This is a genomic window from Allochromatium palmeri (genome assembly GCF_009720725.1).
In the GTDB taxonomy this organism is placed as follows: domain Bacteria; phylum Pseudomonadota; class Gammaproteobacteria; order Chromatiales; family Chromatiaceae; genus Thermochromatium; species Thermochromatium palmeri.
The window spans coordinates 1-12,337 of record NZ_WNKT01000029.1; the positions used below are offsets into that span (position 1 = coordinate 1).

The 12,337-nt window shown below is 63.3% G+C and carries 12 protein-coding genes; 3 read left to right on the top strand and 9 right to left on the bottom strand.

Going from position 1 to position 12,337, the window contains the following annotated elements:
- The 8 genes from GJ668_RS12865 to GJ668_RS12900 all read right to left on the bottom strand — a co-directional run.
- The coding region (locus GJ668_RS12865; protein ID WP_155450552.1) for a hypothetical protein at positions 1–768 on the bottom strand (768 nt) is incomplete at its 3' end.
- On the bottom strand, positions 768–1,229 hold the full coding sequence (gene fliJ / locus GJ668_RS12870) for a flagellar export protein FliJ (protein WP_155450553.1): 462 nt from the start codon (positions 1,227–1,229) through the stop codon (positions 768–770). The genes fliJ and GJ668_RS12865, both read right to left, overlap by 1 nt.
- 26 nt (positions 1,230–1,255) lie before the next feature.
- Complete coding sequence (locus GJ668_RS12875; protein WP_155450554.1) at positions 1,256–2,641, bottom strand: FliI/YscN family ATPase; 1,386 nt, start codon at positions 2,639–2,641, stop codon at positions 1,256–1,258.
- Positions 2,638–3,702 (bottom strand): FliH/SctL family protein, encoded by a 1,065-nt coding sequence (locus GJ668_RS12880; RefSeq protein WP_186343087.1) that lies wholly within the window; start codon positions 3,700–3,702, stop codon positions 2,638–2,640. Before GJ668_RS12880 ends, GJ668_RS12875 begins: the two co-directional genes overlap by 4 nt.
- Positions 3,699–4,703, bottom strand: coding sequence for a flagellar motor switch protein FliG (fliG, locus tag GJ668_RS12885; RefSeq protein WP_155450555.1), 1,005 nt, complete (start codon positions 4,701–4,703; stop codon positions 3,699–3,701). The genes GJ668_RS12880 and fliG overlap by 4 nt, the downstream gene beginning before the upstream one ends.
- Positions 4,690–6,300, bottom strand: a complete 1,611-nt coding sequence (fliF, locus tag GJ668_RS12890; RefSeq protein WP_246194850.1) for a flagellar basal-body MS-ring/collar protein FliF — start codon at positions 6,298–6,300, stop codon at positions 4,690–4,692. The genes fliG and fliF overlap by 14 nt, the downstream gene beginning before the upstream one ends.
- 153 nt (positions 6,301–6,453) lie before the next feature.
- The gene (gene fliE, locus GJ668_RS12895) at positions 6,454–6,792 is read right to left on the bottom strand and encodes a flagellar hook-basal body complex protein FliE (RefSeq protein ID WP_246194847.1); all 339 of its coding nucleotides are present in this window, start codon (positions 6,790–6,792) and stop codon (positions 6,454–6,456) included.
- A gap of 200 nt (positions 6,793–6,992) precedes the next feature.
- Entirely contained in the window at positions 6,993–8,357 is a 1,365-nt protein-coding gene (locus GJ668_RS12900) for a sigma-54 interaction domain-containing protein (RefSeq protein ID WP_155450556.1), read from the bottom strand.
- 195 nt (positions 8,358–8,552) lie between these two features.
- Here GJ668_RS12900 and GJ668_RS12905 point away from each other — a divergent pair, with 195 nt between their 5' ends.
- On the top strand, positions 8,553–8,873 hold the full coding sequence (locus GJ668_RS12905; RefSeq protein ID WP_155450557.1) for a late competence development ComFB family protein: 321 nt from the start codon (positions 8,553–8,555) through the stop codon (positions 8,871–8,873).
- A gap of 15 nt (positions 8,874–8,888) precedes the next feature.
- Here the strand turns inward: GJ668_RS12905 and GJ668_RS12910 are convergent, their stop codons facing one another.
- Positions 8,889–10,298, bottom strand: coding sequence for an HDOD domain-containing protein (locus GJ668_RS12910; RefSeq protein ID WP_343032215.1), 1,410 nt, complete (start codon positions 10,296–10,298; stop codon positions 8,889–8,891).
- Positions 10,299–10,448: 150 nt separating this feature from the next.
- Here GJ668_RS12910 and motA point away from each other — a divergent pair, with 150 nt between their 5' ends.
- Positions 10,449–11,303, top strand: a complete 855-nt coding sequence (motA, locus tag GJ668_RS12915; protein WP_186343088.1) for a flagellar motor stator protein MotA — start codon at positions 10,449–10,451, stop codon at positions 11,301–11,303.
- 17 nt (positions 11,304–11,320) lie between these two features.
- A complete protein-coding gene (motB, locus tag GJ668_RS12920; protein ID WP_155450559.1) occupies positions 11,321–12,262 on the top strand; it encodes a flagellar motor protein MotB in 942 nt (313 codons plus the stop codon).
- Positions 12,263–12,337 lie beyond the last annotated feature (75 nt).

Genomic DNA, 12,337 nt, shown 5'->3' on the forward strand with positions numbered 1-12,337 from the left:
CGGAACAGTAGGTGGATTCGCCTGCCGCAAGAGCGCGCGCGTCAGCGTCTCCAGATCGACAGGTGTCGACTCCAGCGAGCTAGCCATCTCAGGCATCTCGCTATACGGAACAGTAGGTGGATTCGCCTGCCGCAAGAGCGCGCGCGTCAGCGTCTCCAGATCGACAGGTGTCGACTCCAGCGAGCTAGCCATCTCAGGCACCTCGCCATCCGGAACAGTGGATGGATTCACCTGCCGCAAAAGCGCGCGCGTCAGCGTCTCCACATCAACAGGCTCTGAAGTAAGCTGATTGCCCAACAGCTCAGACGTTTTCGCTCCTGTCGGCAGAATTCGGCCCGATTCGCTCAACCGCTCCAAAATAACGTTTGGCAGTGCAGCCAGGCGGACAGTGGCATCCGATTCAGACTCCGACAGCTCGTCAGACGGCTCTTCGACGGTAACAGTGTCCTCTTCATCGGACCCGGATGGCGTCATGGCACCACCCATCAGTCCACCGAGGCCAGTCGTAACAGACAGCCCACCGGCAAGCGGCTCGCTTTGCCCCTGGATGAGCGCAAAAAACTGAGCCACCAACGCCTCATCGTCGATGGCCGCGACCTCGATCGGATCATCGCCATGCTGGACCATGAGCAATTTGATCTGATCCGCCAGTGATTGGACGAATTCACCGCTCTCGGCTGACTCCAGAATCCCGCTCTCGTCCAAGCCACCCAGAATTTGCGGCAACAGGCCCGACAGCTCGCTTGCTGTGGCATGTGTTGACATCATCAGGAGCACTCCTCGTCAGACGTCGAAAAACCGGCGTTTCGATCAGAATCAAAGGCCTTGCGCGTTGCCCACATGTCGAGTTCGTGCTGTTGTCGACGGCCATCGACGACAGAATCGAACCGGCGGCGGCGCTCGATGAGCTTTTCGAGCGAGCGACTGGCCTGATGGCGCTCCATCCAGGCCGAGCGCGCTTGATCGACCTGACTCTGGGCCGCCGATACACGCAGATCCTGCTGTTGCAAGGCGTCGCGTAATTGGTGGTGCATCAGCGAGAGTTGTTTCATCAGATTCACATCGTTGGGAACCGGCGCATTGAGATAACCGGCCTGATACTCGACGAGCTGGGTGCGTTGCTGCTCAACCCGGTTGAGTTCGGCCAGACGTCCGGCAAGTGCCACAGCGGCCTCATTTTCCTGGGCCTCGCGAATCTTCAACAGACGCTGGAAACGCTTGACACTCATCTATGCACCTCCTGGGCCAAACAAACTCACTGGCCCGTTGGCAAGCCGAGCAGCTCGAACAATTGACGACGCGAGTCCTCGAAACTGGCTTTTTCCCGCCGATCCTGACCCAGATAGGCTTCCAGGCGTGGATTCATGGCCACAGCCTCGTCGAGCTGTGCGTCTGATCCCTTACGATAGGCACCCACGGCGATCAGATCGCGATTGCGCGCATAGGTCGACATCAGATTGCGAAAACGGTAGGCCGCCTTCTGATGCTCGGGCGTGACCACGGCGCTCATGACACGCGAGACCGAGGCGCCCACGTCGATGGCCGGATAGCGCCCGGTCTCAGCGATCTCGCGCGAGAGCACGACGTGGCCGTCGAGGATGGCGCGCGCCGAGTCGACGATGGGATCGTTCTGATCGTCACCCTCGGCGAGTACCGTATAGAAGGCCGTGATCGAGCCGCCACCCTTATCGCCGTTACCCGCGCGCTCGACGAGCTGCGGCAGACGCGCGAACACCGAAGCCGAATAGCCCTTGGTCGCCGGCGGTTCACCAATGGCCATGGCGATTTCGCGCGCGCCCTGGGCAAAGCGCGTCAGCGAATCCATCAGGAGCAGCACGTTCAGCCCCCGGTCGCGGAAAGATTCAGCGATGGTGGTCGAGACCCAGGCTCCATGCTGGCGCAGCAGGGGCGACTGATCGGCAGGCACTGCGACCACCACGGTGCGACGGCGCGATTCCTCATCGAGGATGTCATAGATGAATTCGTTGACCTCGCGTCCGCGCTCACCGATGAGCCCCACCACGATGACATCAGCCGCCGTGTGGCGAGTCATCATGCCTAGCAGCACGCTCTTACCCACGCCGCTGCCGGCGAACAGCCCGATACGCTGACCACGCCCGACCGACAGCAGTCCGTTTAGCGCACGGATGCCGACATCGAGCGGTTGGGTGACAGGCACGCGACCGAGCGGATTGATCGGGCGCCCCTCGATCGGCGCCATCTCAGCGGTGCGGATGGGGCCGCCACCATCGAGCGGCTTGCCGAGCGCATCGACGACGCGCCCGAGCAGCGCCGGGCCAACCGGGATGCGTCGGGTCTGTTCCAATGGCTCGATGCGCGCACCCGGCGCCAGACCTTCGAGCTTGCCCTCAGGCATGAGGAAGGTCCGCTCGCCCTGGAAACCGACCACTTCGGCCCCCAGACGGGTGCCGTGGGCGGTATGGATTGCTGCTCGCCCGCCGACCGGCAGCCGGATGCCCTCGGCTTCGAGCGTCATGCCGACCATGCGCGACAGCCGGCCCTCGGGTTGGGGGGTGGGCACGTCCTCGATGCGCTGGCGCGAACGTGCCAAGCGTTCGCGCAGGCCATGGACGAGCTGTTGCGAGCCTTGTTGTTTCAGATCCTCGATGACGTCGCTCATGTCGGTCGCACCTCGGGTTCTGATTCAGGCTCAGGATTAAGTTCCGGTTCCGGTTCCGGTTCCGGTTCCGGTTCCGGTTCAGGTTCAGGTTCAGGTTCAGGTTCGAAGGCTGGCTCTTGCTCAACTTCGGCGACAGCCTCTTGTTCGGCTTCGGCTTCGGCTTCGGCGGTAGGCTGTGGTTCGGGTTCAGACTCAGGTTCAGACTCAGGCTCAGCTTCTAGCTCTGGCTCTGGCTCTGGCTCTGGCTCTGGCTCTGGCTCTGGATCGAATATAGGTTCAGGCTCCGGGGCGGTGACGGGTTCCTGTTCAGCGTCCGGCGACGACGGCGCGCCCGGCTCTGGCGGCTCCAGTTCACCCCAAATCGCCTCGATCCCCTGACGCAGCCGCGTCTCCAGGCTGGCATCGATACGGCTTGGACCGCTGACCAGGATGCAACCACCAGGCTCGACCTCGGGGTCAGGGATCCAGGTCAGGTTCTCGTTATGGGACTCAGCATAGGCCATGAGCAGTCCCTGGTCGCGTGGGTTGACCTGGATGCGGATCGGGTGCTTGCGCGATGGCAACTGCTGGAGCGCCTCGTGCAAGACACCCTGAATGCGTTCCGGGTCCGTCGTCAGCTCAGCCATGACCACACGCCGCGCGAGCGCCGACACCAGCGCCAGCAACTCAGGCTCCAGGGCATCGGCCGAATCAGCCAGCGGATCGGCCAAAGCACGCGCGATCCCTTCGAGCGCGGCGACCGTCTCGCGCAACCTCTGCTCCTCGGTCTCGCGCCATTCGCGCTCGCTCGCCTCACGCTCAACCTGCGCGGTCTCTGCTTCCTGATCGGCCTTCTCGCGCCCCTCGCGATAGCCGGTCTCATAGCCTTCTCGATAGCCGGCCTCGGTGCCCTCGCGCCGCGCCGCTTCTTCCAGCGCGGCGATTTCCTCGGCAGTGGGCGGCGGCGGTCCTTCTGGCTCGGCGATGTCCTCGGCGGATGGATCGAAGTCGACGTCGGGCGGCAACCAACGCTGGATGCCGGCCGCGAGACGTGAATCCGACGCCGAGATGAAGCGACTCACAGCATCGCCTCCCCACCCTTGCTGCCGAGCGCGATCTCACCACTGTCGGCCAGGCGTCGGGCCACAGCCAGGATTTCTTTCTGCGCGGTCTCGACATCGCTCACGCGCACCGGACCCTTGGTCTCCAGATCATCGCGCAGCATCTCGGCGGCACGTTTGGACATATTCTTGAAGATCTTGTCGCGAAGCTCCTCCTCGGCGCCCTTGAGCGCGAGCACCAGCGACTCGGTCGTGACCTCGCGCAGCAGGGTCTGGATACCACGATCGTCGACGTCGACCAGATTGGCGAAGACGAACATCAGCTCCTGGATGCGCTCGCTCAAATCCTCGTCGACCTGGCCGACCCCTTCCATGATCGCCGACTCGCGCGAGCCTTCCATGAAGTTGAGGATGTTGGCCGCCGTCTGCACACCGCCGATCATCGAGGACTTGGCGGTGTTCTTGCCCGAGAGCTGGCTCTCCAGGATCTCGTCGAGTTCCTGGAGCGCGGCCGGCTGCACGCCATCGAGCGTGGCGATGCGCAGAATGAGGTCGGACTGCATGCGCTCGGGCAGGTGCGAGAGCGTCTCGGCCGACTGATCGGGATCGAGGTGCGAGAGCACGATGGCGACGATCTGCGGATGCTCATGACGGATCATCTCGGCGATGGCGCGCGGGTCGAGCCACTTGAGCGCCTCCAGCCCCTTGGAGTTGCGCCCGATCAGGATGCGGTCAATGAGGCCGGCGGCCTTATCGTCACCGAGCGCCGTGCGCAGCACACTGCGCACATAGTCGTCGGCGCCGATCCCGAGTGCGGTCTGATCCTGGATCAGCTCGGAGAACTCTTTGAGCACAGCGTCGATATCGGTGCGCGTGACCCGTTCCAGCGAGGCCATGGCGCCGCCGATCTTCTGGACCTCCTTGGGCCCCATGTGACGCAGCAGCTCGGCGGCACATTCCTCGCCGAGACTCATCATGAAGATGGCCACGCGCTCGGAGCCTGTTTTTTTATCCGTTGCCATCTTCAGCCAACCATTGCTTCATCACCTGTACCACCCGCTTGGGATCCTCGCGCACCATCTCGCGTACCGCTTCCAGGTCGAGCTGCTGACGATCCTGTCCCTTCGGGCCCATGAGTGCCGCGAGACCCGAGGGCTCGTGTGTCAGCGACACGATGTCGTCGCCTTCCTCGCCCTCGCCTTCGATGCCATCCGTCAGGGCGCGAGTCTCCTCGTCCTCCTCCGGAGCCTCCGGCTCAGGCGGCTTGGGCAGGAGCTGGCTGATCGTCGGCTTGACGACGGTCAGCATCACGATCAGCGCCAGCAGCAGTCCACCGACGATCTTGGCCAGCTCCAGGAACCAGGGCTGGGTCCAGATGGGTTCCTCATCCTCGTCGGTCTGCGGCATGAAGGAGGCCGAGCGCACTTGCAGCGAATCGCCCCGCGCTTCGTTGAAACCGATGGCCTCGCGCACCAGCTCGCGCAGTGTCTCCATTTCAGCGTCCGAGCGCGGGGCGCGGACCGGCTCGCCGGCCTCGTTGACCTGATCGACATAGTCGACCACCACGGCGGCTGTGAGCCGGCGCACGCCACCGGGCGTCTCCTGAATATGTGAGATCGTCCGATCGACCTCATAGTTGCGTGTCGTCTGCTGACTGCGGCTGCTCGGCACCGTAGCATTGGCCGGCGCCTGCTGCTGACCGACCACACCGCCGGCTGGCGGCTGATTGGTCAAGGCGCCGGGAATACCGCCAGCAAGCGGGTCGGCGCCGATCCGCTCCTCCTCGTTCAATTGCTCGGAGCGGATCGCGGTCCGATCCGGATCATAGGACTCCTGGGTACGCTCGACACGCGAGAAATCCAGATCGGCCGACACCTGGACCCGCACCCGGTCGCGTCCGACGATGGGTATCAGCAGCGACTGGACGCGATCGACATAGCGCGACTCGACCCGATGGGTGTATTCGAGATGATCCAGACTGAGCCGGCTGCTCTTGTCCTCGCCATCCGAGGTCAGGAGCCGCCCGCTCTGGTCGACCACGGTGACGCGATCGGGTGTGAGTTCAGGCACGCTGGACGACACGAGATGCACGATGGCGCCGACCTGGGTGTCGGTCAAGCCCCGATTGCCCTTCAGATGCACCACGACCGAGGCGCTCGGCGGAATGCGCTCGCGCACGAACACCGAGCGCTCGGCCCGGGCGATATGCACGCGCGCCTTATCGACCGGCTCCAGGGCAGCGATGGAACGTCCCAGTTCGCCTTCGAGCGCACGTTGGAAACGCGCGCCCTCGATCAAGCGGCTGGTGCCGAACCCCGAATCCTGCTGCAAGAGTTCGAAGCCGATATCAGCCGACTTGGGCAGACCCTGACCAGCCAGTTGCAGTCGGGTCTCGGCCAGGCGTTGCTGTGGAATCTCGATCTGACCGGTCGAATTGTCTACCCGGTAGGGCACGCCCAGCTGGTCGAGTGCCGTCATCACCTCGCTGGCTTCAGCACTGTCGATCTGGCTGAAGAGCGGCGCATAGGTCGGCTTGAGGGTCCAGAACAGGATGGCCGCGACCGCCACCAATCCGCCGGCCAGGGTGCCGATGAGGGCGATCTGACGCCCGGCCGACATGTCTCTGAAGCTCTGAAGTCCGAGCGCCAGGCGCCCGCCCAGCGTATTCGGATCGGGACTCGGATTTGAATTCGGATCCAGGCTCGGATTCGGATTTTCGGCGATGGCAGTGTCCATGGCGGCGATGTCAGGTCAACTCTGGGGCGCGCCGGCCTAAACCTGCATGCTCATGACTTCTTGATAGGCCGACAGCAACCGGTTGCGCACCTGGTTGGTCGCCTCGAAGGCGATGCTCGACTTGTTCATGGCCACCATCACCTGGGGCAGGCTGACATTGTTGTCTCCCAGCTCGAAGCGTGTCTGCATGGATGACGACTCCTGCTGGATCTCGTTGACGTCGCGAACGGCATCGCGCAATTTGGAGGCGAAATCATCATCCGTCCCCTGGACGTCATTGACCTCGGCGACCGGCGCTGAACTCTCGACGCGACCCGACTGGGCGAGCGCACGCATCTGCGCCAGCACATTCTGGACCTGCATCTCGCCGCTCATGACTCTGGAATCTCCTGGTTCGTGCCTCGTGGATTCGAGGCCCGTCTCCGCGCATTCCCGAGCCAAGCGCTCGGTGGGGGACGGCCATCATAGGATGCACTTGATCCAGCAAATTCAATGCCGCTTTTCAGTCGGTCACAAGGGACCAGAAGCGACGTCTTTTTGACGCATGAGCAGAATGGAGAGCGTTGAGGGGTGTCTCACAGATCCGAGGATTCGTCGCGCGCGTCACGCTCCAGTCCAAACTTGCGCATCCGCTCGACGAGCGTCGTGCGGCGCATTCCGAGTCGGCGCGCGGCACGGGCGACGACGAAATCGTTCTGTTCGAGCGCGACCTGGATCATACGCCGCTCCAGATCATTGAGATACTCGCGCATTTCGGTGCCCTCGGGCGGGAGCAGGTCTTCGCCGAGTCCAGGCAGCCCGCCGATCGACGGTGATCCCGACTCGCCGAGCGCTGGCGGCACGATATCCAGCCCATCGGGCCGAAAACGACTCGGCAACTGCGCCAGATCGACGAGCTGATCGGGATACATGATCGAGAGCTGTTCGAGCAGATTGGCCAGCTCGCGCACATTACCCGGCCAGGGCTGCTGGCTCAGATGCGCCAGTACGCTTGGCGCAAGCTGGGCCGGCTCACCGCCCTGCTCGCGTAGATGGGATTCGAGCGTAGCGATCAGGAGTGGAATGTCGCTTTGACGTTCGCGCAGTGAAGGCAGCTCGATCGGAAAGACATTGAGCCGAAAGAACAGATCCTGGCGGAAGAGTCCGGCCTCGACCGCTTCTTCGAGATTGCGATGCGTGGCCGAAATGATGCGTGCGTTGGCCTGGATGGGTTTATTGGAGCCGACACGCTCGAAGGTACGCTCCTGAAGCACGCGCAGCAGCTTGACCTGCATCGGCAGCGGCATGTCGCCGATCTCGTCGAGAAAGAGCACACCGTCGCCGGCCAGCTCAAAGCGCCCGGCGCGTGCGGTGAAGGCGCCGGTGAAGGCGCCCTTCTCGTGTCCAAACAGTTCGCTTTCGAGCAATTCGCCTGGAATGGCCCCGCAGTTGACGGCGACGAATGGCTTGTCGGCCCGATTTGAGGCCGCATGGATGGCACGCGCGACCACCTCCTTGCCGGACCCCGTCTCACCAAGGATGAGCACGGTCGCATCGGTTCGCGCGACCTGCGCGATCAGGCGCTTGACTGTCAGCATCTGCTGATGGCGCCCGACCAGATCGACCCCGGACGGTGGCTCAGGGTTGGATTCGAGCTGAAGCCGTTGCAGGATCTGGATCACCAGTCCGGGCGTCAGCGGCGGAGCGACGACATAGGCCCGCCCATCGGCCTGAACCGCGCCGCCGTCGGCGGGCTGACAAATGAGCGGCGGCCAACCGGCGGAGCGCCGAGCAAGCACCTGCTCAAGCGCCGTGGCCGTGTCACAGACCCAAATCGCCGTTAAATCCGTGCTCACGACCGGATCGAGGCTCGTCAGTTCACACACATCACAGCCCAGGAATTCCAGGACATGCCGCGTGGCAAGACGGGCGGACTCATCGCCATACAGACCGATTCTCATCACCGAGCGCTTTCCCCTCTCTACCCTCAAGCTAGCCGCCGCACGGACGGTCGATTTGGGCGCCAGTCATCACGAACATCGTGAACCGAGTGGTCGCGATCCTAACCGCTTCGAAGACAGCGGAAAAGTCATTCAGCACCGGATGGCACACTCTTGCTAAGATGACGGGATCGACAGTTGGCCCTGGTTGAGACCATGCTCACGAGTATCCAGAACTATTATGAAAATCTGGTCCTGGAGTCCATCCAGGATAAGCTCTCCGGTCGAGATGAAGAACACGACGCTGATTTCGTGGCCGACCTCGCCTGTCTGGCGCTCAATGCGCTGCCGGCGCGCTATGTACGCCACGCCGTGGATCTGTGGTCGCATCTCGGGGATGCCGACCGCCTGGCCATGCGCCAGGAGGTCGATGACGCGGTCGAAGCCGCCCTGGCTGTCATGCGCCGCCGACGCGAGGTGCGTCCCGTCGAAAGCGACGACTACGAGCCGACCAAGACACGCCTGCCCTGGACCTAGCGACCCACGTCCGCCTCAGCCGAAGCGCGCCAAAGCCGCTTCGGCGAGCGCCGCCAGCTGCATAAACCCCTGGTAGGCACGGACATCGAGTGCGCAGTCGACCGCCCGGCGATCGGCATAGACCAGACCGACCGGTTGACCCCGGACCCATACCGAGCGTGCCATGAAGCTCTCCACCCCCGTCAAGGTCTTGACATCCACCGGTACCTGATCGATCCACTCAGCGCGATTCGCCGCATTCAACCACAGCGCGCCGGGCGTCTCGATCAGTCGCGCGAAGAGTCCGCCCGCCTCCAGCGCCAGACTGAACCGATTAAAGCTCGGCTCAAAGTCCGTGCCCACGAGCTGCTCGGCGGTCAGTCTCCCTTGCAGCGGATCGAAGGCGACATAGAGCACGCGATTCAGGCCCAAGCCGCGATGCAGACCGCGCAGCCATGCCAGGATGAGCCGCTCGCGGTCGTCGATCACGCCTGGAACCAGCGACGCACTGGCGCGGGCCAGGTCATCGGCGCGCGGCGCCAGACAGAACGCTGTATCACAGGGGCGCGCCAACATCCGCGCCTCCTCCCGCCCAGTCACCAGCGGCAAGGCATCGAGTGGCTTGCAACCATAGAGCCAGGCGCGCTCGTTGAAACGATCCAGGACACGATCGACGCGATCACAGAGCATCCCAACATCGAGTTCCAGGAGCTCAGCCACCAGACGCAGGTCGGACCACTGTCCGGGGCGACCCCAGCCCGAATAGGCATGACGGGCGATCTGAGTCGCCAACATCACGCACAGCGGGCGCAGATGGCGTGCATTGCGTCCGCGCATCGATTCACGCGCCATCTCCGGCAGGCTCCACTTGAGCGCCAGTCTATACCCCAAGGCCTCCAGGCTTTCGCTGAGCGTCACATATTCGGCCTCGTGCGGCAGCACCTGCACGCGCGCCATCATTTCCAGATACCGGTTGATGCGGGCATCACCATGCGCCAGCAGGTACAGCTCACCGAGATTATTGAGCAAGGCCGCCAGCGCGATCTCGGTCGGCACCCGATCCCGGTCGAGTTCGGCCCAATCCTGGGCCAGCAATGCGGCGAGCAACGCACGTCCACAGCTTCGCTGGTAATGGTCGAGCCGCTGGGCGTCGAGCACTGTCTCGGCCAGCGGAGCCGTGCGCTCGAGTTCGGCCAGCGTCCGGGTGCCCAGCATCTGGATGGCGTCCTCCAGCGAGGCGATCTCGCGGCTGAAGTGACGATGCTCGACCTGGTTGGCTTGCTGCAGAACGCGCAGCGCCAGCCCCGGATCGCTCATCACGACCAGCGCGATCCGACCCAGTGGCGTCGCCTCGTCAGCCAGAACCTGGGCGAGTTCGCGGCGTGTTTGCGAGCGCACCGGCAGCTCTTCGAGCCTGGCCTGCGCGATCACGCTGTCCAACCACACCGATTCCATGCCGCCTCAGCCCCCGCATTCGATCATGGACGCCCAGCGCATTGGTTGGCGCCGCTCGACGAATGCTATATTAGCGGGCACGCTAAAGGCTCGTCATGCGCTAAATTCCAGAATCCGCAACTGCTCGGGTAGCCGATCCACGTGAACTTCATTCTGGGTTCGATCATCGTCGTTGCCTCCGTCCTGGGTGGATTCGCCGCTGGTGGCGGGCATGTCATGGCGCTCTGGCAGCCCTTCGAGCTGGTCATCATCCTGGGCGCGGCCGGCGGCGGCTTCGTCATCGCCAACCCGATGAGCGTGGTTCTCAAATCGCTCAAATCGATACCGGCCCTCTTCAGCGGCCCGAAGTACAAGAAGACCCATTACATGGACGCGCTCGGCTTCATGTACGAGCTCTTCAACAAGGCGCGCAAGGAAGGACTCATGGGCATCGAGTCCGACATCGAGGAGCCTGAAAGCAGCGCGCTGTTTCAGAAATATCCGCTGATCCTCAACAACCATCACGCCATCGAGTTCATTTCCGATTACATGCGGCTCGTGGTCAGCGGCAACATGAATCCCTTCGAGCTCGAAAACCTCATGGATGTCGAGATCGAGACGCACCATCACGCCGCCGAGGAAGCCTCGCATGCCGTGCAGCAGGTCGCTGACGGTCTGCCGGCCTTCGGCATCGTCGCGGCCGTGCTTGGCATTGTGCACACCATGGCGGCGCTCGGCGGTCCCATGGAAGAGGTCGGCGGACTGGTCGCCGCGGCTCTGGTCGGAACCTTCAGCGGCATCCTGTTCTCCTATGGGTTCGTCGGCCCCATCGCCAGCTACCTGGAACGCCTGGCGGCCGATGAGACGCGCTATCTATCCTGTCTCAAGGCGTGCATCCTGGCCAATGTGCAGGGGTACAGTCCACAGGTCGCCGTCGAGTTCGGCCGCAAGACCATGCCGCCGGAACTGCGGCCCAACTTCCAGGAGTTCGAGCAGCATCTGCGAGGAACCAAATAGCGCGGGAGTCGCACGCGATGCCCATTAACGAATCCAAGCAGCCGATCATCGTCAAGAAGATCATCAAAAAGGGTGGTCATCACGGCGGAGCCTGGAAGATCGCCTTCGCCGATTTCGCCACGGCCATGATGGCCTTCTTCATGCTGCTCTGGATTCTCGGCGCGACCACCGAGGACCAGAAAGCGGCGATCTCGGACTATTTCAACAACCCCTCGGTCTTCATGGGCATCGCCACCTCGCCCTCGCAGACGCAAGGCGAAGGCACCGGCTCCAAACCCTCGCTCGTCGAGTTCGAGGGCGCGCTCGACATGGGGCCGCCGACTCCTACGGTGCAGGAATCCATGCTCGATCCCGAGCAGATCGAGGCACTGGCCCATGAGCAGGATGCGGCGCGTCTGGCTACGCTCAAAGAGATCCTGGAACGCAAGCTGGAGTTGAGCGATACGCTGGCCCCCTACAAGGATCAGCTCCTGATCGACATCGTGCCCGAGGGACTGCGCATCCAGATCGTCGACAAAGAGCACAGATCCATGTTCGACCTCGGCAGCGCCAAGCTCAAGGGCTATACCTCCGACATCCTGCGCGAGCTGGGCGCCCTGATCAATCAGGTTCCTAACCGCGTCAGTCTGACCGGACACACGGATGCACGCCCGCTCGGTGGTCTGTCCTACAGCAACTGGGAGCTGTCCACCGAACGGGCGAATGCGGCCCGCCGCGCGCTTATCGACGGCGGAATGGATCCGGACAAGGTCGGGCGCGTGGTCGGTTTCGCCTCGACCATCCCCTTTGACAAGGACAACCCAAACAACCCCATCAACCGCCGTATCAGCCTCATCGTCATGACCCGCGAAACCGACGCCGCCATTCATGAGGAGAACGCGCTGCTCGAATCCAAGGGCGAGCCGGCACCCTCGACTCAGTCAATGCCTGCGACGTCACCCGCGCCGTCAATCAATTGACGCCTCTCCCGAACCGCGCAGGACTCTAGGTTCGCGCTGCGGCAGGTGCTCGCGCGCGACACCTGGATTCAGCGC